Source organism: Nocardia sp. NPDC058666 (genome assembly GCF_042714895.1).
Classification (GTDB): domain Bacteria; phylum Actinomycetota; class Actinomycetes; order Mycobacteriales; family Mycobacteriaceae; genus Nocardia.
The window spans coordinates 1,044,098-1,068,967 of sequence record NZ_JBHXRY010000001.1 but is presented as its reverse complement, the minus strand read 5'-3'; the positions used below and the strand labels follow the sequence as shown (position 1 = coordinate 1,068,967).

The following is a 24,870-nucleotide window of genomic DNA, read 5'->3' as shown; positions in this document are numbered from 1 at the left end:
CTCCGCTGGATTCAGCGCTTGGTGGCAACAGGATTGGTGAGGGTGCCGATGCCCTCGACGGTGACCGACACACTCTGACCGGCCTGCAACGGACCAACGCCTTCCGGTGTGCCCGTGAGGATCACGTCACCGGGCAGCAGCGTCATCACCGAGCTGATCCACTCGATGATCTCCGGAATGTCGTGCAGGAACAGCGAAGTGCGGCTGCGTTGACGAACTTCACCGTCGACTTCGGTGGTGATCTCCAGATCGGTTGGGTCAAGGGCGGTTTCGATCCACGGGCCCAGCGGGCAGAACGTGTCGTAGCCCTTGGCCCGCGTCCACTGACCGTCGTGGCGCTGCTGATCGCGGGCGGTCACGTCGTTGGCGACGGTGTAACCCAGGATCACCTCGGCGGCCTTGGCAGCGGGCACGTCCTTGCACGGACGGCCGATCACCACGGCCAGCTCGCCCTCGTAGTCGACCTGAGATGAGCTGGGCGGCAGGATGATCGACGCGTTGGGACCGATGATCGACGTGTTGGGCTTGATGAAGATCACCGGATCCACCGGTGCCACACCGCCCATTTCGGCCGCGTGGGCGGCGTAGTTCTTGCCGATGCAGATCACTTTGCTGGCCAGGATCGGCGCCAGCAGGCGGACGTCGGCCAGCGGCCAACTCCGTCCGGTGAACGTCGGCGAGCCGAACGGGTGTTCGGCGATCTCCTTGGCGGTGGCATCGCTTCCGTCGCCTTCGATGCTGACGAACGCGACTCCATCGGGACTGGCTACTCGACCTAAGCGCATGGCAGGGAGTCTATCGAGGCGCGACTACCTGCCCGAACGCGCCCGCGACGGGACACGGCACGGTCGATAGCGACGCACGCGCGGTGCGGGCAAGCTCACACCGATGTGATTCGAAGACGCTGCCCGCCTACGCAATTCGCGCACCGCGCAGTGTGACCTGTCAGACACCTCGGGCACGCGACACATCCACGGGTCATCGGTGTACCGTGAGCATCGATGTTCAGCCAATGAGACTGCAATCTCAAATATTGAGACGCAATCGTGCAATTCAGCGAGGTGATGATCGTGGACGTGTCGCAGATCCGTGATGCCAGACGGTGGCTGATGCTCGCGCTCGGCGTGTTCGCGCAGACCTCGAGTTCGATCTTCATCCACGGCACACCCTTCCTGCTGCCCGCACTGACCGCTCGCGGTGATTCGCTGGCGTCGGCGGGGGCTTTGGTGGCGCTGCCGACCATGGGTCTGGTCTGCACCCTGATCGCTTGGGGGTACGTGGTCGACAAGATCGGCGAACGGGTCGCGCTGGTGGCGGGAGCACTGCTGATGTGCGTCGCGGGCATCGGCGCGGCCCTGGTGGACAGCCCGATCGCCTTCGCCGCGCTGCTGTTCGTGGGCGGTATGGGCGCCGGCAGCTCCAACAGCGCCAGCGGCCGGTTGATCGTGGGCTGGTTCCCGCCGGACCGACGCGGCGTGGCCATGGGAATCCGCCAGGCCGCGCAGCCGCTGGGCGTCGGCATCGGCGCGATGACCATCCCGTGGGTCGCCCAACACCACGGCATCTCGTCCGCGCTGCTGGTCCCCGCGATCATGGGCGGCCTCGCCGCGATCGGCTGCCTGATCGGCGTGATCGACCCGGCCCGCCCACCCACCAAGGCCGCCGATCGCGCCAATCCCTACCGCGGCGATTCCACCCTGTGGCGCATCCACGCCGTCTCGATCCTGCTCGTCATCCCCCAGGGCACCCTGTGGACCTTCGGTCTGCTGTGGCTGCACAGCGACCTGGGCTGGTCACTGGCCGCCGCAGGCGCTTTGATGACGGTGACCCAATTCCTGGGCGCCGCAGGAAGAATCGGCGCGGGCGCCTGGTCCGACCGAGTCGGCTCCCGCCTGACTCCCCTGCGCCAGGTAGCGATCGCCGCCGCCATCACCATGGCCGCCCTGGCAGTAACCACCTGGACCGACTGGTGGTGGGCCGCGGTCCCCCTGATGGTCGCCGCCTCGGTGATCTCGGTCTCCGACAACGGATTAGCCTTCACCGCCGTAGCCGAAATCGCGGGCCCCTTCTGGTCCGGCCGAGGCCTGGGCATCCAGAACACCGGCCAAAACCTCGCAATAGCCTTCGTCCCACCAGTTTTCGGCGCCGTCATCGCCGCCACCGGCTTCCCCACCGTCTACGCCTTGGCTGCGGTGGGCGCCGCGGCCGCGATCCCGCTGGTACCGCGCAGCCCACGAAAGTAGCTGCCCACCAACTACTTTCATCACCCCATCCGAAATCCTCTCCAGCACAGCTGAATACCCGTATTCGATACTCGCCGAAGACAATTCGCAGAGATACCCGCGAACGACAAAGGCTCGCCCCGACGTTCAGCCGGAGCGAGCCTTTGACGTACAGGATCAGACGATAGCGGCGATCCGGTCGCCGACCTCGACAGTGGAGGCGGTGCCGGTGCGCGACGCCAGGTCCTTGGCGACAGCGGACTCGATGCGTGCCGCACCCTCGGTGTTACCCAGGTGGTTCAGCATCAGCGACACCGACAGGATCGCGGCGGTCGGATCGGCCTTGGACTGGCCCGCGATATCGGGAGCACTGCCGTGCACCGGCTCGAACATCGACGGGTTCACACCCGAGGCGTCGATATTGCCCGAGGCGGCCAGGCCGATACCACCGCTGACCGCGGCGGCCAGGTCGGTGATGATGTCGCCGAACAGATTGTCGGTGACGATCACATCGAAGCGACCCGGATCGGTCACCATGTGGATGGTGGCGGCGTCGATGTGCTGGTAAGCCGTTGTCACATCAGGGAATTCGGCCGCGACCTCGTCGACGGTCCGCTGCCACAGCGACCCGGCGAACGTGAGCACATTGTTCTTGTGCACCAGCGTCAGATGCTTACGACGAGCCTGCGCGGTCGCGAACGCGTACCGCACCACCCGCTCGATCCCGAAGCGAGTGTTGTTGGAAACCTCGGTAGCCACCTCGTGCGGCGTGCCGACCCGAATCGCACCACCGGTCCCCGTGTACGGACCTTCAGTACCTTCACGCACAACCACGAAGTCGATATCCGGGTTGCCGGCCAGCGGACTGGTGACGCCCGAGTGCAGCTTCGACGGCCGCAGGTTCACATGGTGATCCAGCGCGAAACGCGTCTTCAGCAACAACCCACGCTCGAGCACGCCACTGGGCACCGACGGATCACCGATCGCGCCCAACAGAATCGCATCGTGCAGCTTCAACTCGGGCAGCACCGACTCGGGCAGAATCTCCCCAGTCCGGTGGTAGCGAGCCGCACCAAGGTCGTACTCGGTCCGCTCAACCCCCGGCGACACCACATCGAGCACCTTGAGCGCCTCAGCAATAACCTCAGGACCGATGCCGTCACCGGCGATAACTGCAAGCTTCATGAACTAGCTCCGTTCGAAGTCGGGGCGGACGATGCCGCGCCGGGATACAGGTGCGCGCCGCCACCGTGAGGTGACGGCGCGCAGCTGCCGATGTCCCGGCTGACCGGGACGAACAACTCAGACCAGGTCTACGAGAACGACCTTGGCAGCACCGACAGCCTCGGCGATCGCGGTCTGCACCGCGGCCGGAACATCGGCGTTCACGCGCAACACCACGGTCGCACCCTCGGCATCCACATCCTGGCTCAACTGCGCAGCCAGAATATCGATCTCGGCCTCACCCAACAGCGTGCCGATCTTGCCCAGCGCACCCGGCTTGTCGCTGTAGTTCAGCACCGCCAGGTTCAACCCCTCGGCACGCATGTCGTAGTTACGCCCGTTGATGTTGACAATCTTCTCAACAAGGTTCGGCTCGGTCAGGGTGCCGGCCACATTCAACGTGGACCCGTCGCCGAACACCGCACGCAGGTCGACAACACTGCGGTGAGTCGGGCTCTCCGAAGCGGTGGTGACCGTAGCGGTGATCCCACGCTCCTTGGCCAGCGCCGGCGCGTTGACGAAGGTGACCTGGTCCTCGACCAGAGCCGAGAACACCCCGCGCAGCGCGGACAGCTCCAGCACGCCCACATCCTGCGAGGACAGCTCGCCGCGCACCTGCACCTCGACGCTGACGGGCAGCTCGTTGGCGATGGCACCCAGCAGCGCACCCTGCTTGCGCACAACATCCAGCCACGGCGCGACCTCATCGGTCACAGCACCACCGGTGACGTTCACCGCGCCGGGCACGAACTCCCCGGCCAGTGCCAGCAGCACCGACTTGGCGACATCGGTGCCCGCGCGGTCCTGCGCCTCGGAGGTGGAGGCGCCCAGGTGCGGGGTCACCACGACCTGCGGCAGGTCGAACAGCGGCGAGTCGGTGCACGGCTCGGTCTCGAACACGTCCAGGCCGGCGGCACGCACGTGGCCGGACTTGATCGCGTCGGCCAGCGCCTGCTCGTCGATCAGGCCACCGCGCGCGGCGTTGACGATGATGACGCCCGGCTTGGTCTTGGCCAGGGTGGTCGCGTTGAGCATCCCCTTGGTCTCGGGGGTCTTGGGCAGGTGGATCGACAGGAAGTCGGCGCGCTCGAGCACCTCGTCCAGGGTCAGCAGCTCGATGCCGAGCTGGGCGGCGCGCGCGGGCGAGGTGTAGGGGTCGTACGCGACGATCTTGGTCTCGAAGGCGGCAAGACGCTGTGCGAACAGCTGGCCGATGCGGCCGAGGCCGATCACGCCGACGGTCTTGCCGAAGATCTCGACACCGTTGAACTTGCTTCGCGCCCAGGTCTTCTCACGCAGGGTGGCGTCGGCGGCGGGGATCTGCCGCGCGGCCGAGAGCAGCAGCGTGACCGCGTGCTCGGCGGCGGTGTGGATGTTGGAGGTCGGCGCGTTGACGACCATCACTCCACGCTCGGTGGCGGCGGGCACGTCGACGTTGTCCAGGCCGACGCCCGCACGTGCGACGATCTGCAGTTTCTTGCCCGCTTCGAGTACTTCGGCGTCGACGGTGGTGGCGGAGCGCACGAGAATCGCGTCGGCGTCGGGCACCGCGGCGAGCAGGGCGGCGCGGTCCGGGCCGTCGACCCAGCGAACCTCGACACCGTCACCGAGTGCGTCGACGGTCGACTGGGCGAGCTTGTCGGCGATCAGAACTACTGGACGGCCTGCTTGGCTCACAGTGGGGTACTCCTGGTGAAGAGAGGGGTCGGCAGTTACCGCCGCCCAGAATAGTCGCCCACCGCAGGCTGTCCTTACCCCCCTGCCCGAAAACCGGGTGAACGCTGGGCCCTGTCGCCGCTAACCTCACCTCATGTCCTTGCGCACTGTCCCCGACTCGATGGATCCGGCCGTGGTGGCCGCCGTCGACACCGTGCTCGACCAGGTGTGCGCGCAGCACAACGTGACTGTGCGGTTGGCCATCGAAAGTGGCAGTCGCGCTTGGGGTTTCCCCTCCCCGGACTCCGATTACGACTGCCGTTTCGTCTATGTGGCAGGCCTGGAAACCTACCTGTCGCCGTGGCGCACCCGCGATGTCATCGAAACCCCGCTGATCGGCCTGCTCGACGTGAACGGCTGGGATCTGGCCAAGGCCCTGCGTCTGCTGGTCGCGGGCAACGCCGTGCTGGTGGAGTGGTTGATGTCGCCGATCGTCTACCGCGGCGACGAGTCGTTTCGCACCCGACTACGCGAAGTAGCCACCGAGGTGGCCGACCGCGACCGCATCGCGCGGCACTACCTGCACCTCGGGATGCGCCAGTGGGCACTGCAGGCACAGAAGGGCGGCTTGAAGAAAGTGTTCTATTCGTTGCGTCCGGCGATGGCGTTGCGCTGGTTGCACGAGCATCCCGGCGCCGCGGTGGCGCCGATGCACCTGCCGACGCTGCTCGCACAGTGCGAGCTGCCCGCCGATCTGGTCGCCGCGATCGCCGACCTGACCGAGCTGAAGTCACGGACCAGGGAGATGGGGATGGCGGAACCGCCCGCGGTGATCGCGGCGTTCATCGCCGACGAGTTCGAACGGGCGACCGCGGAGTTCGCCTCGCGCGGTCCGCGTGACCTGACTGCGGCCAGGGCGATCACCGACGAGTTCTTCCGGGCGGAGGCGCTGAGGTAGTAGACCTACCCCGACAAAGCAGAAACTCCGCACCAACAGGTGCGGAGCTTCACATTCGTACGCTGTTCAGCGCAGAATCAGATGGCGCGAACGTCCTGAGCCTGGGGGCCCTTCTGACCCTGCCCGACCTCGAACTCCACGCGCTGGCCCTCTTCGAGGGACTTGAAGCCGGAGCCGCCGATCGCGGAGTAATGCACGAAGACGTCCGGGCCGCCTCCGTCTTGTGCGATGAAGCCGAAGCCCTTTTCGCCGTTGAACCACTTAACAACACCCTGTGCCATTTCAAAAACCTTCTGTAGATGAGCTAGGTCCTAATAGTCCGGCCCTGGTCTCGATGACCACTCTGCCACGAATCTGCGAATTCCTCCACATCCCACTGTGCAAAGTGTGCGAACTGTGAGCAAGGCAACCCCCGCAGATGCTGCCAGCTGGAGGTGTCACAGAAGGTGACCCAGCTCGCTATGGAGGTGGATGCTGGGCGTATGCCGAGGTAGTTGCTCCCCGGATGCCGGATTAGCCGGCCGCACACACCAAACCGACTGGCACGCTTCACCATCGAGAAACCTATGCATTAGTGACGCATCATCGTCAGCGGCCCTTTACATTTTCCAGAAACCCAGTACGGCAAATTCTCTACCAGCGTATTTTCCGAGTTCGTGAGGGATCGCACGGCTCACGGAAAATCACGCTAGGAGCTGACAGTGCTGCATATCAACCATTTCACTTACGGCTGGGTAACGCCCCTGCTGGCCTATCTGATGTCGGTCATCGGGTCGATGCTGGCGCTACGTTGCATGGTTCGCTCGCGCGCTTCCGGTAGCCACGGAGGCTGGCTCACCGCCGCCGCGATCGCACTGGGTGGAACCGGTATCTGGGTCATGCATTTCATTGCCATGCTCGGTTTTTCCGTGCACGGCGCGACCATCCGCTACAACGTCCCGGTCACCCTGTTCAGCGCCGCGGTGGCGATGGGCGTGGTGTGGTTGGGACTGTCGATCGTGGTGCGTCGCAGCTGGGACAGCGCCGCGTTGCCGGTGGGCGGCACGATCACCGGACTGGGCGTCGGCGCGATGCACTACTCGGGCATGTACGCGATGAAAACCGACATCGCCATCGTCTACGACCCGCTCGTGGTCGCGGTGTCGATGGTGATCGCGGTGGTCGCCTCCACCGCGGCGCTGTGGTTCGCCCTGCACGTGCACGGCATCCTGGCCACCGTCGCCGCCGCGCTGCTGATGGGCGTGGCCGTGTGCGGCATGCACTACACCGGCATGTTCTCGATGAGCGCGCACACCACCGCCACGGTCAACCACGCTTCCGGCGCCACCGCCGCGCAGCTGCTGACCCCACTGATCATCTGCATCAGCATGATCACGATGATCCTGCTGATGCAGGTCGGCATCACCGAAGCCGAGGACCCCAGCCTGACAAGGCCTGCCCACCGTCAGCGCGCGAGCCGCTTCTGGCCCAGCGGCCAGAACTAACCGGCCTGCACGTTGTGCGCCTCCGGGCCGCGCCGGGTCTCGGTGACGGTGTATTCCACCCGCTGACCGTCGCGCAACGTGCGGAAACCCTCGCCCACGAGCTCGGTGTACTCGACGAACACGTCGGGACCACCGGCGTCGGGGGTGATGAAACCGAACCCCTTGCCGCTGTCGAACCAGGTCACGACCCCGCTTGGCATCAACCGACCTTCCGATTCCTGTGCCTGCCAGCCTGTTTCGTCCATCGTCGCACGTCGGGGCGTCCGACACGAAAGACCGGGGATCGCCGACAGCGTTGTCCCCGGTCGCGCACTGGATAAGCTCGAAGTACGGTCCACGCAGGACCGGGTCTGCGCGAGAACGGAGATTCGGTGCGCCCTTCGACCGTTCGCTGCGCCGTGGAGGCCGTGACGATCTTCGTCGCCACGTCGGTGGCCGTGTTGGCGATCATGCTGCCGATCAGTTTCGCGTCGTTGGCGTCGTCGGTGCACGTGGATCTGCTGGTGTTCAATGTTCCGCGCGCGATGACCGGCGGTGCGTTCATGGCGGTGATCACCGGCGCGGTCACCGTGGCGATCGGCGGGGTGCGCACGGCCCGCTGGACCGCGCTGCTGGCCCTTGCCTGCATCCTGTTGAACCACCTGACCCTGGCCAACAGCAGCACCGACGGCCTCGACGGGCTGTCGCTGCCCACTCTGAATTTCATCGATGCCCTGCTCGCGGGCATCGTCGTGGGCGCGCTGGCGGTGGCGGTGTGGGGCGAGCCGCTGCTGCGCACGGTGCACATCTTCGCCATGCTCGGCGCCACCATCCTCGGTGACCTCACCCAGTCCCCCACCGACGCGGACTCCGACGGTCTGAGCGGCGCACTGGGCGGCACGATGCCGCTGTGGTTCATCGCGGCCAGCGTGCTCACCCTGGCCTATTTCGCGCTCACCACCCCGGCACCACCCCGCACCACCGCCGAAAACGCCATCCCGCTGGCGCCGGTTTTCGCCGCCCTGATCGCCTTCACCACCACTATCGTCACCGCGTTGGCCGTGGCCGCGCACAAGACCAGCGCCCCGTATCTGATCATCGCCTCGATCGTGGTCATCGCCGCCGCGGTCGTGGCCGCGCTGATCCTGCCCGGCCGTGACGGCATTCTGCTGCTGTTGATGAGCGGTTTCTCGGTGGCGGGCAGCTTGGTCGTCACGCTGCCGCGCTCGGGCTGGATCGACCTGGCCACCTTGGCCACCACCGCCGTCGCCCTCTGGTTCGGCATCCGCACGCCCCGTCCGCTGGTGGCCGCGGCCGGCGTGTTCGCCCTGGCCTGCTTCGTGTTCGCCACCGACATCGTCCACCCGCACGCGGGCCTGACCGCCGCGCTGGGCTGCCTGGCACTGGGCGCGGTCGCCGGTTACTGCCTGGGCACGTCGGTGCCGATCAGTCCCACCGCGGGCGTCGTGGGCCTGGCGACCCTGTTCGTGCCGTCGGTGGGAGTCGCGCTCAGCGACAGCGATTTCGGCCATCTGGCCTACTCCTCGTCGTGGTACCGCACCTCCGAGGTGGATCGCGGATTCGGCCCCGGGGCGGTCGCGATGGTGGTCGCGCTGGGCTGCGCGATCGCGGTGTGGTCGCTGATGCACCACCGCCCCGCGACACCGCAGCCGTAACCCTCCTTGCCGAATCGACCATCCCGGAACGGCGAGACCGCGCCTGCGACAGCTGTTTTCGGGTATACCCAGATCATGAGTTTCCCGGTGTCCTTCGGGTTCGCCCAGGTCGGTCTCCTGGCACTGATCGTCCTCGCCGTCGCCCTGCTGATCATGGCCGTGTCCGCCCGCCGCCGCGGCCCCAAAGCTGTTGCGGGCCGCGCACTTCCCGGCCTCGCCCTGCTGCTGGTGGCGGTGGTTCTGCTCTGGATCGCCACCCTGCTGCAGACCTATCTCGGATTGACCGGCGAAATCAAAGCCGCGCACGTGATCGCGAAACCCGTTGCGGGCCAAGATCATCAACTCGACATCGAACTGACCCAGTTCAACGAAGACGGCACCACCACCCAGTCCACCCACCGCATCACCGGCGACCAGTGGACCCTGCAGTCCAACATCGTCGAACTGGAACCCTGGGTCAACGCCCTGGGCTTCCACTCCGGCTACAAGATCAGCCGCCTCTACGGCCAACGCACCGACGGCAAGGCCACCAACCAGGACCACGTCCTGCTCAACGGCGGCGACCGCGACTTCTTCGAGGACATGAACGAAAACCGCTGGTACACCAACCCTTTCATCCGCTCCGCCTACGGCAACGCCGTCATCGCCACCCCCGGCGAGTACGACGTCTACATCTCCCGCGACGCGATCAAGGTCCGCGAGGCGCAGCCCTAGAGCGTGCCGAAGTCCTGCACCCACTGCGGGCCCTGCGCACCGAATCCCACGCCGACACCGGTGTCGACCAGCTGACAGTTCACGATGTTGGCGCGGTGTTCGACGCTGCCCATCCACGTAGCGACCACGTCTTGTGCAGTCTGTTGTCCACCCGCCAGGTTCTCCGCGACGATCTGCGCGGGCGCGTAACCAGCGGCCGCGACCCGATCCGCGGCCGCGAGACCTTCCGGTGAGCTGTGACTGAAGTACCCCCGAGCGGCCATGTCATCGGCGTGCGCCTGCGCCGCGGCCGCCAACCGGGAGTCCTCCTGCAAGGGCGCACACCCGTGCTGCCCACGTTCGGCGTTAACGAGGCCGAGCACCTGCGCACGCATGGTCCCCGCGTCCTGCACGGCCATCGGCTGTTGTGGTTCCTCCGCCGACCCAGGCGGCATCTGATCAGCCGACCCCGACGATCCAGCACCCGCCGACCCCGCTCCCGCCGACCCGAACGGTGGAATCGGAATGGGCAACGGCAAGGCCGACACAGCCGCCGCAGGCGAAGCGAGCGCGGCCGACAAACCCACGATGACCAGCGTTTTCCGAAGATTCCGCATTGCTTTCAGTCCTAGTCCCGACCCAGGCTGATTACTTGGTGAACCGTCAACCAGACTAGGAGAGATCGGGTCGATCGCCGACATCCCAAACGATCACAATCGCCCGACCAACGCCTCAGATCGTGATCTCCATGGCATTGACTCCCGCACAGGCCCCGAGGAAATCCGCGACCACCGGCCGATCGTCCGCGGGCCGCGACACCACCACCAACTCACACGGCCCGATCCCGTCGACCGGCCGAAAGACCACCCCGGGATCACGATGAAACAGTCGCGTGGACTCCGCGGTCAGCCCGATCCCCGCCCCGTGCGCCACCGCCGCGACGAGCTCCCCGATCCCGTTCACCTCGGTGGCCACCCGCACCGGCGCGCGCCCACGGTCGGCCTCGGCCAACCAGAACGCCCGCGCGCACCCGGTCTCGCGCGACAGCGCGACGAACGCCTCATCGAGCAGTTCGGTGAACGGCACCGACGGTGCGGTCGAAAGCCGGTGTCCGACAGGCAGAATCACCCACCGCGGTTCAGTCGCCACCACTGTCACGCGATAGTGCTGCTGCCGTTCGAACGGCGCCCGAGCGAACACCACATCCGCCTCGCCTGCCTCGAGCGCGGCGATCGGATCAGCGAACCCCACCTGCCGCAGCATCACCTGCCACGCCGGATTTCGACGGGTGAAGTCCGCGATCACGGCCGGTGAATGTTCGTATTCGGCGCCCGGCTGGAACCCGATCCGCAACACCCCGGTGACGCCGTGCGCGGTCAGGCGGGCGTGGTCGATCGTGCGGACGATGCGGTGGTAGGCGGGTCGCAGTTCGGTGACCAGCTGGATTCCCAGCGGCGTGAGCCCCACCGCGCGCGGGTTGACCCGGTCCACCAGTGGTGCGCCGATCCGTCGTTCCTGGCTTTTCACCGACTGGCTGATCCGCGCCTGCGACAGGTGCAATCGCGTTGCGGTGCGGCCGAAATGCAGTTCCTCGGCCAGCGTCAGCAGGATCTCGATATCGCGTAGTTCCATCGTGTGCTCCCTTGTCTTCTCCACTGTCGCACCGACCGCGACGTGCAGGAAGTTCCGATCGCGCACTGTTGCGATACGCCGCGCGTATAGCCGTCTACGGTGATAGCGTTCGGCCATTCCAGAAACGGCGGTGCCCACGATGTTCACCCCCTCCGGCCTCGAATTACGTCACCTGCGCGCATTCATCGCGGTGGCCGAAGCGCTCAATTTCGGCCGAGCCGCGCGCAGCCTGCACCTCACGCAGCCCTCGCTGAGCAGGCAGATCCGGCAGCTGGAGCGCCTGCTGGGCACGCAACTGTTCGCCCGTGACAGCCACAGCGTGAGCATGACCGCCGCAGGCAATGCCCTGCTGCCGCACGCCCGCTTGGTCCTGGCCGATCTCGATACCGCGGTCTCGGCGGTGCGCGATGCCGCGGGCGAAGCCGCGGTGCTCGTGCGGCAACTGTGGGAGCCGATCGCGCGAATGTGTGAAGCCGACGCGGAATTCTCGCGAATCCGCTCGGAGCTGGAGCGCATCTACGCGCACTATCCCCCACCCGATTCCGTGGAAATTCGCCCCGTGAACGCGGGCGGCGTGCCCGGCGTCGAGCTGCGCCCCGCGCGGCGCACCGGCTTGACGATCGTCTACTTGCACGGCGGCGGAATGGTTTTCGGCTCCGCGTACGGCTATCGCGGCCTGGCCGGTCGCCTGGCAGTGGCAGCCGACGCCACCGCCATCGTCCCCGACTACCGGCTCGCCCCCGAGCACCCGTTTCCGGCGGGACTCGACGACGCTGTGCGCACGTACGAGTGGGTGTGCGAACGCGGCACCGACCCCGATGACATTGTGCTGGTGGGTGATTCGACCGGTGGGGCGTTGGTGCTGTCGACCCTGCTGCGCATCGCCGCGTCGGGCGGGCAGATGCCCCGATCCGCCATTCTTTTGTGTCCAGCCGCGGGACATGTTGCGCAACAGGATGATTCCGCCGAACTGTCCTGGGAGCAACGCCTCTACCTTCGAACGACAGCCGCCTACCTCGGCGCCGACCGCACCCAATGGGAGCGCGACGACCCGATCACCGCCGACCTGACGGGCCTGCCGCCGCTGCTGGTGCAGATCGCCAGCGGCGACATCCACAGTCACCGGACCCGCACCCTGGTCGAGCGAGCCACCGCGTGCGGCGTCGACATCACCTTGGAAACCTATGCCGCCGAAGAGCACGTTTTCCACGCGTTCTGGTCGATTCTGCCCGACGCCGACGAGGCGATGGAGCGGGCCGGCACCTTCGCGAAGAGCACCGATAAGCGAAAGTGATCCCCACGCAACGGTTCTGCCCGTTGTTCGAGAATTCCCCCCGGCGCACCGTTGTCCCATGACTACCGACATCACCCCCTTCACCCTCCACATCCCCGACGCCGACCTGCACGACCTGACCCGGCGCCTCGCCAACACGCGCCTGCTGAGCGACATCCCCGACCCCGCCGCCGTCGATGTCGGTATTCCCATCCCCGCAGGCTGGGAATACGGCGTCCCCGTCGCCTACCTGCGACCACTGCTGGACAAGTGGCGCGAATTCGATTGGCGCGCAGTAGAACAGCGCCTCAACGCCGTGCCGCAGTTCGTCACCGAAATCGACGGCCAGACAGTGCATTTCGCGCACGTGCGCTCACCCGAGCCTGACGCGGTACCGCTGCTGATGCTGCACGGCTGGCCCAGCTCCTTCGTCGAATTCCTGGATCTCATCCCGGAACTCACCGACCCCCGCGCCGCCGACCTCGACCCGTCCTGCGCCTTCCACCTGGTCATCGCGTCCTACCCCGGCTTCCCCCTGTCCGGCCCGACCACCGAAAGCGGCTGGAACCCCCAGCGGATGGCCGCCGCGATGACCACCCTGATGGAACGCCTGGGCTACGACCGCTACGGCGTGCACGGCAACGATGCCGGCGCCATCATCGCCCCCGAAATCGGCAGGCGCGCACCGGAAAACGTGATCGGCATCCACGTCGACCAGATCTTCTCCTTCCCCGTAGGCGCCCCCGGCGAATTCGACGACCTGGGCCCCGACGACTACGCCGCCCTGGAATTCGGCCAGAACTACCTCCAGCGCGCCATCCACGACAGCTCCCAACGCGCCCAACCCCACACCCTCTCCCACGCCCTATCCGACTCCCCCGCGGGCCAACTCGCTTGGCTTGCACAACTTCTCGCCCACAACGTCTCCGACGAAGCCCTGCTCACCAACGCCACCCTCTACTGGCACACCAACACCTCAGCCTCCTCAGCCCGCTTCTACTTCGAAAGCGCCCACGCCCCCACCCCCACCACCCCCACCACCGTCCCGATCGGCCTGGCCGCCTTCGGCGACGACTTCACCCCACCCCGCAAATTCGCCGACCGCGACCACACCAACCTCGTCCACTGGCGCGAATACACCGCAGGCGGCCACTGGGCCGCCTACCAGGTCCCCGCCCTACTGGCCCAGGACATCCGCGACTTCTTCGCGAAGGTGGTGTGACCCAGTAGAGCAATGTGGTGTGACTATGCACCATCTGGTGTACAGTCACACCACATGAGCGACCATGAATTCACCCTGGTTCTCGATCGCACACCCACCGACGATGAACTCGACTCACTGCACGATGCCGGACTCGACGACTCGACACCCGAATTCGGCCCCCGAACCGTCCCGGTCCTGCATATTCACCGCAGCGACGACTCTTTGGCGTCGGCCATCGTCAGCACGATCAGCCAAGCCGAGGCTGCCGGTTTCACCGTTGTCGGCGTCCGCACAGAGAACCTGGTCGCCCTGAAGACCATCGCAGGCCGAACCGCCCGCACATACGAAGGCGTCCGCCGCCTCGCACAAGGAGAGCGCGGGCCCGGCGGCTTCCCTGCACCGATGAGCGGCGATGGCTACTCGCTGTACTCATGGACCGAAGTCGCCCGATGGTTTGCCGAGCACTACGGAATTCCTGACACGACCACGTACCACGACCGAATCGTCGCCGCCGCAGACCATATGGTCCGCGCCCGCCACCTACTCGGCGGCAGCGTCGGCCAACTCGCCGCACTCGCAAGCTGAAGATCAGAACACTCACACAACTAGGCGCGCGGTGGCACGGGTCGATCTCGTCACGATCGTGCGAAATCGTGCAGAAATGGTTTAGCCTTGACTAAAGTTCCGCTCGAGCGCGAGGCCGTCTGCGAGGGCAATTGGTGCCGCATCTCGTACGCAGTGCGTACGGATGGAACAACGGCACCCGCCAAGGAGGTGATGTCGTACCTCAGCGAGGGAACCTGGGCAGGCGGCGAGGAAAATGGGATGCACGCAGACGAGCAAGTCGACACCTACGCCAAACTGATGCACACGATGCAGTACTACGCCGAGCACGGCGAAGGCGACCGAAGCGAGTCGATGAACGGACTCGAAGACGGCATATTCGAGTTCAAAGCCGGTCGAGCTCGAATCGCCTTCTACGACACACCCGGCGACGGGTCACACACCCCGAAGCGAAAGCTTCGCGATCGAGACAGCGCCCCCTATCCCGACAGTGCGACCTGGTTCATCCCAGACCTCGATCCACAGATCAGACTGTGTAACGGCTGGCCGAAGAAGGGCAGACTCGCGAAGCCCAGCGACATCGGGTTCGCACGAAAAGTACGGACGGAGGACCTCGGTCATGACAAACAATGACACCGAGTACGCGCGGTACGCGGCCACGGCACAGGGCGCGATCGAACTGGCGGCAGCGTCTGCGACAGCGGAGGTGTCTCGACTGTTCCGCTGGCTGAGCACGAGGTCAGGCCCGAAACAGAAGCAGATCGCCGACTTGCTGAAAGTGTCGGAAGGTCGCGTTTCACAGGTCCTCAACGGCGACGGCAACGTCACTGTGGCCGCGTTGGCAAAGTATGCGCGTGCGTATGGCTACACGCTGAGCCTTACCCTGACGCCTATCGAGGACGGCACGCCGTCGTATCCCCAGAGCTCCCACCGACGACGCCGCGGCAACGCTCGCTCCACGGATGAGCCGGTCACGAACCGCCACATCGCCGACCATTGGGTGCCGTTGCGCGGACACCTACCCGCACACACGAACGACACCACAACGTCGACCGGAGGGCTCCGGTGAAGTTGACGATCCTGCTCGCCGATGCGGCTCAAGACGCGCCGAACGGCAAGATCAGCGCGCTCGGCGCCGGCTGGACACGGATATCTCACCCAGTCCGGGGATTCGTCGTCCTAGGTTTCGCCGAGCTCGGGCGTGACGAAGCGGACCGACCACACAAAATAGTGATCACTCTCTGCGACGGCGCGGGCAACCCGTTCAGGGGAGATCTCGACGAGGAGGTGATCCGCGTCGACGTCGGATTGGACGGTGGCCGCGCCGACGATCTGGCAGAGTACGAATCCGTCCGGATCCAATTCGCGGTTCAGATTCCGGCAGGAATGCCTACGCCCCCAGGCGGATACGAGTTCCAGGCTGTCGCTGACAACGATCCGCAGTCGCGTACCTCGTACCAGTTTCGCGTGATGGAACCGTTGCCGAACGAACGGACGGCCGCCGAGTAGCCGGGATCCTCACAGCGACCCGACCCTGTTGTCGCTGGAACATCAACATCTCCAGGCGTCAACTGCACACTCCGCGGCAACCACGGTCCATCACCGAACGGCAGCTCCCCACTCCGAACCCCGAGGTCTTTGCGGGCGCATTCGTAAAAGGCGTTCCGCTTGTGACCCGTGCCCTCGTATGCGCTGAGGTAGTCGGCATGGCTCATCTCCTCACCCAGCGCGACCAGACTCAGCTCCCACACAGCCTTGTTCCAAACCCGCGCCGCCGCAACCGCTTCCGGTGACCCGAGCAGCAGCACCATCTCCCACTTCAACGTCTTCTCGGAATCCGCGTCAGCCAGCAGCAACGCACCATCCTCAGCTGAAATTGGTTGTCCCGCATGAGGAAATCCCCTCGACGCCGCCATCCGCTGCGACACCACCGAGAAGTGCTTCAGCGCATGAGCGAACTCGCTGTACGCCACCAGCCGCCGATCATCCCACCGACTTCGCTGCGAACGCCGCCACTTCGACCGCTCGGTCAACGCCGCCCCCGCGAACGTCGCCCCCGCCCCCAGAAGGACCCCAGCCACGGTAATCAACTGCTGCACAACGGAATTCATGTACCCATTGTGGAGGCAAGGCACCCGCTCAGCGGATCATTTCAGTGTTGCGCAGGAAAGCCCCGCCGGACGGCAGTCGCACAGTCACCCGCAACCCCCCACCCTCGCGCGGGGTCAAGGTGAGAGTTCCGTCGTGGGCTCGGGTGATGCTGTTGACGATGGCCAGGCCGAGTCCGTCGCCGGTGTGGTGGGTACGCACGCGTTCGGTGCCGCGCCACCTACGGCCTGTGCCAGATCTACGACAACGAACCCTGGCACTACGAACTGCGCCCCGAAGCCATCACCGACGGCTGCCCACCGCAATACTCCGACCCCACCGAGGATCCTCGGATGCAGACGGGGGTGTGATCATCGCGGGTTGGCACCCTATGACGGCCGATCGTCAGTCGAACAGTTCGCCCGCGCAAGTCGCGGTCACGGCCTGCAGCAGCCATGCATGAAGCTGATCGACGTCGACAGTTTCGGCAAGCACTGTGCGCTGGGCGACGGAAAGCTCGATTCCACGGCCGGTCAGCACGGTCACCACAGCGCGTGCAGCTTCCTCGACTCGCACCTCGGCGCGCCCTTCCTCACGACCCTGCTCACGCCCCTGAGCCCGCAACCGCTGCGCAGACTCCGACCGGAAGAACGCCAGATCCATGTCCATTTTGTCCCTCCAGAGCTGGGCAGCGTCGGTGTGCGAGATTCCCTGTTCGATCAGTTCGGCGTAGAACTCGGTCTCATCATCGGACCCCCGTCTCCGGAAAGCCACGATGATCGCCTCCAGTATCGCATTGATCTCCGGCTCGCGGGCATGAGTAATCGCTGACAGCGCGGCCAGCGGCAGGTCGGCGAGCACCTCCGCGGGGTCAGTGATCGCGGGCACATTGTGCGGCCCGAGAACCATCGGCTGCAAGGTGAAGGTAGTCCAGCCCCGGTAGGTCAGCGTCAATGGCTTACTCGCCCACGCGGCGGTCTCTTTGTCATGGCAGACCACCACCAACACCACCGGCAGCTCGTACTTGTTGTGCAGGAACGTCACGTAATACGACCACGCGGCGATCCTGGTGAGATCCCTGCACGACTGCGCTTCGACGATCAGCAGGAACTCGTCCTCCGCGGTCGTGACCCGCAAGATCGTGTCCGCACGCCGCTCGACCGGTGCCGTCGTAGTGAGATCGACCGAAATCTGTTCCACGGCAATGGGATCGGGGAACGGAAGACGGAGCACACGGAAGGCGCGTCCGACTGCGGCCGCGTCGTAGGTGAAGATCCCGTGCATCGCCTCATGCGATGAGCTGATCATGCGGCGAGACTATCAATTTTCGAACAGCCGTTCGAATCAGGCAAATCCCCCACCGCAAAACTCACAGCACGCCACGCTTGCGGTTGCCGAACGTAGGGTTAACCCTATGGACGTCACCGCACACGCCTCCCGCAGCGGTGGATGGTGGGCCATCTCGGTTCCCGAGGTACCCGGCCTGTTCACCCAGGTTCGCCGACTCGATCAGGTCGTCGCGACAGTCCGCGACGCTGCCGAATCGTTCGATGTCGAAACGGTCACCACTGTCCGACAATGGAGAAGCGAACGTCCTGTCGAAGTCGACCCTCGCCACCTCCCCTGATTCTCAGGTCGTCGGCAGCACCAGCTTGTCGAAGAATGCCCTCTTGCGCGCGGTATTTCGGTGCCGCCTACCCGCTGACGACAGTCAACTCATGCCCAGAGACGCTCACGCATGTCTGTGGGCGAATGAACGATGTTCTGCCTCCTCCCACGCGGATGTAATTGATCCAAGACGCGGATCACCCCGCACGACGAAGGGCCAGGCAGATGTCCGAACGCGATATGACCATGATGTACGCAGCACACGATGCGTTCCGGCGCGACCTCCGCGCCCTGTCCACCACCCCGGATCATGAACGCTGGACGCAGTTCCGAACCCAACTGTCGGTCCACCACACCGCGGAGGACGTCGTGCTCTGGCCGAGCCTGCGCCGCCGAGGCGTGGACGCGCAGCTGGTCGAGGCGATGGCCGCCGAACACGACCGCATCGATCCCCTACTGGCCCAAGCGAATCGGGCCTTCGACACCGCAGGACCGGAAGCCGCGCGACCGACGCTGGTGGCATTGTCGGAGCTATTGCACAACCACCTGCAGCACGAAGAGCAGCAAACACTGCCGTTGATCAACGATCGAGAATGGTCACTGCTGGACCGAGAGATGCGCCGCCGCATCGGTTTACGCGGTCTTCGACCGTACTATTCGTGGCTGCTGCGCGACGTGGAGGGCGAGCGGCGCCGCCGGGTACTGTCCACGGTGCCCGGCCCACTGCGCCTGGTGATCTCGTAGACGAGGAGTCCGATCGTGCACGTGGCACCTACTGTCGCAGGTCGGGGTCTTGGTCGCAGGCTGACCGCCGGATCGGTCCTGCTCTTCTCGGCACTGATCTCGGGATGCGGGTCGAATCAGCCGGAACCAATCGAGAACTGCGCGGCAACGTTCGATTTCCGGTCGTCGCAACAACCGCTCGGCGACGGCGCGTGGCTCCATCGAGCCGCGCGCACAGTTGCGTTGGGGCACGAGCCGCTGTCCATGCGAGATGTGACACGGGCCGCCGGCCTGAAGGACGAATGGGATCGCATTGTCGTCGTTTTCCCGGGAACCGAAGCGGCCGAATTGAATTCATCCAGCGGGATCGCCGACGTATGTTGGAAGAACCTCCCTCCGACGTATCGCGACGACACACCGCACGCGGCGTACTACCTGTTCGTCCAACAGCAGATGCCCATCCAGGCAGTCCGGTGGACCTATCCGTTCGATCGCGAGTTCGACTTCATCAACCCCCGCGTCACGGTCGTCCACCCGGACACGATGCTCACTCCAGTCCACGTGCCCGGAGTCGATCCGTACTTGCGCCCGGCGACCTGAACATCGCCGGGGTCCCACCGGGTCTAGTCGAGCCGAAGACGAAACTGCGTAGCGCCAGGAAGCGCAGTCCGCCGACCACCGCCATGATCGCAAGTACGGCGCCCGCCTGCACGGCCCCACCGAGGTTCGGTGCCACCGCATCCAGTCCGGCCAGTGCTGCCGTGCTGATCCCGAGTCCGAGCAACGCCAGCCCGCCGCCCTCCCACTGTGCGGTGAACCCGCCGACACGATTGCCCGCCCGGAAGGTGAGTTGGCGGTGCAGTTCGTTCGCAATCACCGTGCTCACCATCGATCCGGCGACGTTGGCGACCAGCGGTCCGCTGCCGTGCATGGTCATGAACAGCAGCACATAGGCGATGTTGCTGGCACCGCCGACCAGGGCGAATCGGATCAGTTGGGCGAAGGCGTGGTCGCTGCGCAGGTATTGCAGCACCCGGCCGAAATCATTGCGCGGCACGGGAATCCACGCCGTGAAGGCGCTGGTGGGGAGCATTCCCGGGTGGATGATCTGCGGCGCGGTCACTGCCGAATCCGCACGCTCGATCGGAACGAACATGCTGCCTGACGACCCTTGACTATACGTAGATGTATACGTATACACAAGACCGGCAGGCATCAGTGTCTCAGCACGCCCTCACCAAACGGCAGGCTCTTCCTCCCTGAGCCGCCTCTGCGCGCGCTCGATCCAGCCGGCGAATCCAACGCTCAGATCATCAGCGACAGCGGGCCGAACGGTGATCCGATCCCGGGTTCGTCGCTGCAGGTAGCGACCATCGTCGGAAAGGTCTACCCACTGCGTGGTGTACCACGGTTCGGGGCGGTCCAGAATATGACCGACGAGCAGTCGCGCCTGACCACTGCCGTCGATCGGGCGGCGGGTCAGGGCTTCGTATTCTTCGCGGGGACTGCGCCGCGCGTACGACTGGTGTGCGGCGCCGGACTCGACATCGAGGACGTCGACAGAAATCGGCACCTGCCGCCCCGGTGTGCAGCGTGGAACCCGCTCGGCAAGACGCTTCGGCAGGTGCTCGGACGGAAAGAGCCGACCATGGATCGGACCATCGACCCCGTTGACGATCGCCTGCGCCAACACCACACCGTGCTGACCGTTCTGCGCACCGACGATCCGATACTCCCGCATCGTCCCCGGGTTGGTAGCCGTTGAGCCACCACGTATTTCGATACGCAACTGTCCGAAGGTCAACGTGTGCAACGCCAGCCTGATCAGTTCACTCTCGTCCTGGTCGAGGGCAGCGAGGACATGAGCACGATGAGACTCGTAGTCTTCGACGTAGTGAAACCGACTCTGATAATGCAGCGGTCGAGGGAACCGGTCGATCCCGTCGCTGTACCAGAGTGCTGCGAAATCGTCTGACGCCCAAACCCATTCAGCCATCGAGGGCTTGTTCTCCTATTCAGTTCTGCGGTCGCGGTGGCGCCGGCGGCGGAGTGTTCGCCGATGGCGCATCGCCACCGATGACCCCGCCCGCGATCGTGTTCGGCATCTCCCCCAACAGCTCCTCGGTGTTCTCCGCGGTGATCAGGTAGTCCGGAATCTGGTGTGTGTCATCGTCTTCGCCACCTTTGCCGCGTCCGGCACCGGGCGCGCCCATCATTCCCGGCATACCCGAGCGTCCCGCACTCGACGACCCCGACCCGGCACCGGCGATACCGGTGGGCGTCCCCGCCGTCGGCGCACCAGCGACAGCGCGACCCGGAACAGGCGCTGCCACAGGCGAACCCGGCGTCCCTCCGCCACCACCGCCAGCGCCGCCGCCGGGTGATCCGGTCGAGGGTGTGCCCCCTGCAGGAGAAGCTGCTGCCGGTGCGGTGGCACCTTCTGGCGTTGCGCTGCTCGGTGCGGTCTCGTCACCTCCACCATTTTCGTCGCTGGTGGAGGAGCCGTCGTCAGTGGAATCGTCGTCCGCCGCGGCGGCGGGATCCTCGACTTCCTGCTGGGCTGCCGGATCCTCAGTGGTCGCGGGCTCGGAGGTTCCGCCGGAACCGTCGCCGGGTTTCATACTGCCGCCGCCTGTTCCACCACCACCAGTTCCGCCACCACCGGTGCCGTCGTCGATCGCCCCATGCAGCGGATTCGTCGGACTGACCGGTGTCGGCAACACCGGAATGCCCGCATCGGCCTCAGTGAACGGCTTCACATAATGTTGCGCCATCACCCGGCGGGCTACTTCTTCTTGCTCGTCCGGGTCCTTGTTGTTCCAGATATCCCAAGTACTGGGCGAGGTGAATTCGAAACTCTGACCGGGGTCGGGCAGCGCATCCTTCGTAGTGGTGATCGCCTGTGCCGTCTGCCCCACTCGGGTCGCCAACGCTTCCAGCTCCGGGGTCAACTCCGTGGCGCGCTGGGTGTAATTCTTGATCGCCTCACGAGACCGCTCCGCCGCCTGACCGTCCCACGCCGCAGCACTGGCACGATTCATCCGTGCGGCGAAATCGGTGACACCCTCCCGCCACTTCTGAGCGATCTGGCTGTACTGCCCCGCCGCAGCCAACGCATTGCCTGTCGGCTCCAACGGCTTGAACGCGCCATTGATCTGCGGGTGCCTGAAGTCAGGGGTGTGCTCCTGCTTCGGAATCTGCTTGTCTTCGAAAACCATCGTCGCCCTGCCGTCGCTCGTGATTCAGGTGGCGGGCGCTAGACGCGCTCGGCCGGGGTGTCGCCGCCGCCAGGGGTGCCCGGCGCGGGTGCTGCGGCGAGGAGTTCTTTGTAGTAGGAGGCGAATTCGGCGTCGGTCTCCTGGTAGCGCTGGGCGATCAGTCGATGGAGTTCCTGTAGGTCATCGACGATCTTGTAGTGCTGGTCGAGGATCGCGTGGACGCTGTTGTCCGACCCCTGCCCCTTCTCCCGGAACCGACGGACCATAGTTTGCGCAGAGATCAACTCCGCCACCGCTTCTCCCAGCCCCCACACCTCACGCTCGGAAATTGCGGTCGCGGTCCGTTGGAGCTCGCGGATCAGGTCCTTGAAGGTCTGACATTCTCGTTCGATGTAGACGAACTCTTCGGCGTCCACCCGAACGCTGCCGCCGAACCTCATCGTCAGCCGACCCTCCTGCGCCTCGGCAAGCAGGTCCTGCAACGGTCTTTCACCACTCATGGTCAGATTCCCCCTGATTCAAGTCCGAGTTGATGTTATCGAGTCAAGCTCCAGCTGGGAGCAACGGAACGACCTTCTCCGCAAGACCGCGCGCGAGCTCGCACGTATCGCGCTGACCGGTCAACTCGTTCGAGTCCGGATTGTCGAGGGAAAACTCTAGGCTCCCGCCCTGCATCGCGACCGTGAGGGTACACACCGAGCGAGGGTTCTTGTTGTCGGAACGGCTCGCGGCCACCGCCGATCGTCCACCGATCGTGTACTCGCCCCGAACCGTCAGCTTCGTGTTCGACCGAACCTTATCGACAGTCAGATTTGTGGTCGTGATTCCGGCCGCGTACCCGTCGGACACCACCCAGCTACACCCTCTCCACTTGACCCCACCAGCCCCGTCGAAATCAGCGTTGTTATTCGAACTGGCTTTGTGCAACCCCTCCGAATCCAACACCGACTTCGGAATATCCCGACACGGATCGAACCCCACCGGCACGTCCGCCGCGAGCCCCTGCCCACTCGTCGTCGCCTCGAGCCCTACCGCCTGGCCGTCAGTCGAGGACTCACACCCAGCGACCAGCAAGACCGCACCAACAGCCATCAACCCAACCCGACTACGCCGCACCCCACCCCTCCTCAATATTGTGTTGGTCGTCAGGGGGATCCCCGCCCATCGTCAGCTACGCTACCCACCCGACCAGATCCGGGCAATCGCTCGCACCCTAGGAACGAACCCATTTGTGCCAGCTTCGCGGCACACCTTGAAGACGGCCGATCGGCGCCTGCCTGAGACTCTGATCACAATTCGAACGTCCACCGAGAACCGTTTGAATTGGTCTGTGGAGTCGTTGACAGCACTGTGGCGAAGCCGTGACGTGAGGTCGTGACCTGCATAATTGGGACAACGACCAGCTCGATCGACAAGCCCTGTCGACGCGAACGGCGCCTATTGGCTGACTTGGAGGAGTTGGGATCAACCATGACCGCTGTTCAATATCCCGAAATGCGCATGTCCGTGATAGATGCACTCGAATCATTCGCCGATCCAGACTATCAAAGGCGAGTCTGGATAAATCGCCAATTCCCGCACGCGAATTTTTACGACGACCTGGACTTGAACGTGAGTATCTTGTACGACGACTGCGTAGTCGTCCCCGACGCTCGTAGCAGGATCGGAACCGTGCTCGTAGATGGACCAGAGGTCGACCGACTGATCGAGTTGGACCAAGTGCTCGGCCCCATGATCAGCCGATTAGGAAACGCACCGGATGCGGTATACCTGAGAGATTCCGAGTGGCCGCATGTGGTAGCAGCCGCTCGTGCAGCTCTGGCTGCGATGCGGGATATCTAAGACATCCGTCACGATCTGCCGCATCAAGGACTTTCGACAGCCGAGGGTTCGACTCACTACCACCAGCATTAGCGATCGCCGCGGTCCTGCGAGCGATATCACCCATCACAAGCGTGGGAAGAATTTCTCCGTAGTCTCGTTCATGCTCCGACACAATCTGGCCGAACTCCGGCTCGACGCGTGCAAGAAATTCGATGAATTCGATCTGCGGCGGGGTCTGCTCGCTCGACCATGCGGCAGCGTCCAAGTCGGTTTCATCATCATTAGACCCCATATCGGGCACGCCTCCTGCCGAGTTTCGCCCAGTGCATCCATAAGAATCTGTAGCTCCTTGAGCCAACGGACTAGCCCGAAGAAGCCAACTTACCAACCACAGTCTCCGATTAGAACTTCTATTAATACTTGATCCCCGTTGCGAACGGCTGCACGTTGCTCGTAAGTGACAATCTGAATCGGAGGCACTGCGGATGTTGAAATTCTCGGATCCGTATTGACTACCACGGTGGCGTGGCACCCATCTGGGCGTGCCCCTTTCGCGACAATAGTGTGAGGCCTGGGTCCTCCATATGGCGATCTTCGAGGTGGAGGATCGGACACCTTCAATTCCATTGTGGGTACCGTAATGACGGCCAGTGGATCAGGTTGTGGCGAAGGTCCGATAAAATACGCGGTGGCATAAGATGCATTGCTATCCAAGACGTCTACAACCGCCGTCCGAACAAATCCGGCCACAGCCACCGACTCAGCGATTCGCCTAGCCTCTGTCGGCAAGTCGCGAGCACTCTGGAATCGCTGCCAACCGAGTCCGACCACTGCACCGATAGCG

At 64.8% G+C, this 24,870-nt stretch carries 29 protein-coding genes; 14 read left to right on the top strand and 15 right to left on the bottom strand.

Going from position 1 to position 24,870, the window contains the following annotated elements:
- Positions 1 to 11 precede the first annotated feature (11 nt).
- Positions 12 to 785, bottom strand: a complete 774-nt coding sequence (locus ACFWVD_RS04910) for a fumarylacetoacetate hydrolase family protein (protein ID WP_379240617.1) — start codon at positions 783 to 785, stop codon at positions 12 to 14.
- Positions 786 to 1,064: 279 nt separating this feature from the next.
- Between ACFWVD_RS04910 and ACFWVD_RS04905 the strand changes: the two genes are divergently transcribed.
- The gene (locus ACFWVD_RS04905) at positions 1,065 to 2,243 is read left to right on the top strand and encodes an MFS transporter (RefSeq protein ID WP_379240973.1); all 1,179 of its coding nucleotides are present in this window, start codon (positions 1,065 to 1,067) and stop codon (positions 2,241 to 2,243) included.
- 156 nt (positions 2,244 to 2,399) lie between these two features.
- Here the strand turns inward: ACFWVD_RS04905 and ACFWVD_RS04900 are convergent, their stop codons facing one another.
- Together ACFWVD_RS04900 and serA are read right to left on the bottom strand one after the other, a co-directional pair.
- Entirely contained in the window at positions 2,400 to 3,407 is a 1,008-nt protein-coding gene (locus ACFWVD_RS04900) for a 3-isopropylmalate dehydrogenase (protein ID WP_379240616.1), read from the bottom strand.
- A gap of 117 nt (positions 3,408 to 3,524) precedes the next feature.
- Positions 3,525 to 5,123 (bottom strand): phosphoglycerate dehydrogenase, encoded by a 1,599-nt coding sequence (gene serA / locus ACFWVD_RS04895; RefSeq protein ID WP_379240614.1) that lies wholly within the window; start codon positions 5,121 to 5,123, stop codon positions 3,525 to 3,527.
- A 133-nt stretch (positions 5,124 to 5,256) separates the two neighbouring features.
- On the opposite strand from serA, the gene ACFWVD_RS04890 reads away from it, so the two are divergent.
- Positions 5,257 to 6,060 (top strand): DNA polymerase beta superfamily protein, encoded by an 804-nt coding sequence (locus ACFWVD_RS04890; protein WP_379240613.1) that lies wholly within the window; start codon positions 5,257 to 5,259, stop codon positions 6,058 to 6,060.
- A 77-nt stretch (positions 6,061 to 6,137) separates the two neighbouring features.
- Here the strand turns inward: ACFWVD_RS04890 and ACFWVD_RS04885 are convergent, their stop codons facing one another.
- Positions 6,138 to 6,341 carry a cold-shock protein gene (locus ACFWVD_RS04885; protein WP_056812000.1) on the bottom strand — a complete coding sequence of 68 codons (204 nt, stop codon included), beginning with the start codon at positions 6,339 to 6,341 and terminating at the stop codon, positions 6,138 to 6,140.
- A 420-nt stretch (positions 6,342 to 6,761) separates the two neighbouring features.
- Between ACFWVD_RS04885 and ACFWVD_RS04880 the strand changes: the two genes are divergently transcribed.
- The gene (locus tag ACFWVD_RS04880) at positions 6,762 to 7,544 is read left to right on the top strand and encodes an MHYT domain-containing protein (RefSeq protein ID WP_379240612.1); all 783 of its coding nucleotides are present in this window, start codon (positions 6,762 to 6,764) and stop codon (positions 7,542 to 7,544) included.
- Here ACFWVD_RS04880 and ACFWVD_RS04875 read toward each other — a convergent pair.
- Positions 7,541 to 7,744, bottom strand: coding sequence for a cold-shock protein (locus tag ACFWVD_RS04875; RefSeq protein WP_379240611.1), 204 nt, complete (start codon positions 7,742 to 7,744; stop codon positions 7,541 to 7,543). The genes ACFWVD_RS04880 and ACFWVD_RS04875 overlap by 4 nt on opposite strands.
- Positions 7,745 to 7,915: 171 nt before the next feature.
- Between ACFWVD_RS04875 and ACFWVD_RS04870 the strand changes: the two genes are divergently transcribed.
- Positions 7,916 to 9,199, top strand: a complete 1,284-nt coding sequence (locus ACFWVD_RS04870; protein ID WP_379240610.1) for a hypothetical protein — start codon at positions 7,916 to 7,918, stop codon at positions 9,197 to 9,199.
- 75 nt (positions 9,200 to 9,274) lie between these two features.
- Complete coding sequence (locus tag ACFWVD_RS04865; protein WP_379240609.1) at positions 9,275 to 9,913, top strand: hypothetical protein; 639 nt, start codon at positions 9,275 to 9,277, stop codon at positions 9,911 to 9,913.
- Here ACFWVD_RS04865 and ACFWVD_RS04860 read toward each other — a convergent pair.
- Together ACFWVD_RS04860 and ACFWVD_RS04855 are read right to left on the bottom strand one after the other, a co-directional pair.
- Entirely contained in the window at positions 9,910 to 10,509 is a 600-nt protein-coding gene (locus ACFWVD_RS04860; RefSeq protein WP_379240608.1) for a CAP domain-containing protein, read from the bottom strand. The two genes, ACFWVD_RS04865 and ACFWVD_RS04860, sit on opposite strands and share 4 nt — an antisense overlap.
- 115 nt (positions 10,510 to 10,624) lie before the next feature.
- Positions 10,625 to 11,590 (bottom strand): LysR family transcriptional regulator, encoded by a 966-nt coding sequence (locus ACFWVD_RS04855; protein ID WP_379240607.1) that lies wholly within the window; start codon positions 11,588 to 11,590, stop codon positions 10,625 to 10,627.
- Between the two features lie 73 nt (positions 11,591 to 11,663).
- Here ACFWVD_RS04855 and ACFWVD_RS04850 point away from each other — a divergent pair, with 73 nt between their 5' ends.
- The 6 genes from ACFWVD_RS04850 (at position 11,664) to ACFWVD_RS04825 (ending at position 16,074) form a co-directional block, all read left to right on the top strand.
- Positions 11,664 to 12,818, top strand: a complete 1,155-nt coding sequence (locus ACFWVD_RS04850) for an alpha/beta fold hydrolase (RefSeq protein ID WP_379240606.1) — start codon at positions 11,664 to 11,666, stop codon at positions 12,816 to 12,818.
- A gap of 58 nt (positions 12,819 to 12,876) precedes the next feature.
- Positions 12,877 to 14,019 carry an epoxide hydrolase family protein gene (locus ACFWVD_RS04845; RefSeq protein ID WP_379240605.1) on the top strand — a complete coding sequence of 381 codons (1,143 nt, stop codon included), beginning with the start codon at positions 12,877 to 12,879 and terminating at the stop codon, positions 14,017 to 14,019.
- 54 nt (positions 14,020 to 14,073) lie between these two features.
- Entirely contained in the window at positions 14,074 to 14,586 is a 513-nt protein-coding gene (locus tag ACFWVD_RS04840; protein ID WP_379240604.1) for a hypothetical protein, read from the top strand.
- Positions 14,587 to 14,778: 192 nt separating this feature from the next.
- Positions 14,779 to 15,198, top strand: a complete 420-nt coding sequence (locus ACFWVD_RS04835) for a hypothetical protein (protein WP_379240603.1) — start codon at positions 14,779 to 14,781, stop codon at positions 15,196 to 15,198.
- Entirely contained in the window at positions 15,185 to 15,634 is a 450-nt protein-coding gene (locus tag ACFWVD_RS04830; RefSeq protein WP_379240602.1) for a helix-turn-helix domain-containing protein, read from the top strand. The genes ACFWVD_RS04835 and ACFWVD_RS04830 overlap by 14 nt, the downstream gene beginning before the upstream one ends.
- Entirely contained in the window at positions 15,631 to 16,074 is a 444-nt protein-coding gene (locus ACFWVD_RS04825) for a DUF6941 family protein (protein WP_379240601.1), read from the top strand. The genes ACFWVD_RS04830 and ACFWVD_RS04825 overlap by 4 nt, the downstream gene beginning before the upstream one ends.
- Positions 16,075 to 16,704: 630 nt before the next feature.
- Here ACFWVD_RS04825 and ACFWVD_RS04820 read toward each other — a convergent pair.
- Entirely contained in the window at positions 16,705 to 16,875 is a 171-nt protein-coding gene (locus tag ACFWVD_RS04820) for an ATP-binding protein (protein ID WP_379240600.1), read from the bottom strand.
- 183 nt (positions 16,876 to 17,058) lie between these two features.
- Positions 17,059 to 17,961 carry a hypothetical protein gene (locus ACFWVD_RS04815; RefSeq protein ID WP_379240599.1) on the bottom strand — a complete coding sequence of 301 codons (903 nt, stop codon included), beginning with the start codon at positions 17,959 to 17,961 and terminating at the stop codon, positions 17,059 to 17,061.
- A 106-nt stretch (positions 17,962 to 18,067) separates the two neighbouring features.
- Here ACFWVD_RS04815 and ACFWVD_RS04810 point away from each other — a divergent pair, with 106 nt between their 5' ends.
- The 3 genes from ACFWVD_RS04810 to ACFWVD_RS04800 all read left to right on the top strand — a co-directional run bounded on the left by ACFWVD_RS04810 (position 18,068) and on the right by ACFWVD_RS04800 (position 19,584).
- The gene (locus ACFWVD_RS04810) at positions 18,068 to 18,280 is read left to right on the top strand and encodes a hypothetical protein (protein WP_379240598.1); all 213 of its coding nucleotides are present in this window, start codon (positions 18,068 to 18,070) and stop codon (positions 18,278 to 18,280) included.
- Positions 18,281 to 18,486: 206 nt separating this feature from the next.
- Positions 18,487 to 19,005, top strand: a complete 519-nt coding sequence (locus ACFWVD_RS04805) for a hemerythrin domain-containing protein (protein WP_379240597.1) — start codon at positions 18,487 to 18,489, stop codon at positions 19,003 to 19,005.
- Positions 19,006 to 19,227: 222 nt separating this feature from the next.
- Positions 19,228 to 19,584, top strand: a complete 357-nt coding sequence (locus ACFWVD_RS04800; RefSeq protein WP_379240596.1) for a hypothetical protein — start codon at positions 19,228 to 19,230, stop codon at positions 19,582 to 19,584.
- Here ACFWVD_RS04800 and ACFWVD_RS04795 read toward each other — a convergent pair.
- The 6 genes from ACFWVD_RS04795 to ACFWVD_RS04770 form a co-directional block, all read right to left on the bottom strand.
- Positions 19,532 to 20,140, bottom strand: coding sequence for a GtrA family protein (locus ACFWVD_RS04795; RefSeq protein WP_379240595.1), 609 nt, complete (start codon positions 20,138 to 20,140; stop codon positions 19,532 to 19,534). The two genes, ACFWVD_RS04800 and ACFWVD_RS04795, sit on opposite strands and share 53 nt — an antisense overlap.
- Positions 20,141 to 20,218: 78 nt before the next feature.
- Positions 20,219 to 20,980 carry an ESX secretion-associated protein EspG gene (locus ACFWVD_RS04790; protein WP_379240594.1) on the bottom strand — a complete coding sequence of 254 codons (762 nt, stop codon included), beginning with the start codon at positions 20,978 to 20,980 and terminating at the stop codon, positions 20,219 to 20,221.
- A 19-nt stretch (positions 20,981 to 20,999) separates the two neighbouring features.
- The gene (locus ACFWVD_RS04785; protein ID WP_379240593.1) at positions 21,000 to 22,202 is read right to left on the bottom strand and encodes a WXG100 family type VII secretion target; all 1,203 of its coding nucleotides are present in this window, start codon (positions 22,200 to 22,202) and stop codon (positions 21,000 to 21,002) included.
- 38 nt (positions 22,203 to 22,240) lie between these two features.
- Positions 22,241 to 22,702 carry a hypothetical protein gene (locus tag ACFWVD_RS04780; RefSeq protein WP_379240592.1) on the bottom strand — a complete coding sequence of 154 codons (462 nt, stop codon included), beginning with the start codon at positions 22,700 to 22,702 and terminating at the stop codon, positions 22,241 to 22,243.
- 43 nt (positions 22,703 to 22,745) lie between these two features.
- On the bottom strand, positions 22,746 to 23,294 hold the full coding sequence (locus ACFWVD_RS04775) for a DUF3558 domain-containing protein (RefSeq protein ID WP_379240591.1): 549 nt from the start codon (positions 23,292 to 23,294) through the stop codon (positions 22,746 to 22,748).
- Between the two features lie 643 nt (positions 23,295 to 23,937).
- Positions 23,938 to 24,327: a hypothetical protein gene (locus ACFWVD_RS04770; protein WP_379240590.1), complete on the bottom strand. Its 390-nt coding sequence runs from the start codon at positions 24,325 to 24,327 to the stop codon at positions 23,938 to 23,940.
- Between the last annotated feature and the right edge of the window lie 543 nt (positions 24,328 to 24,870).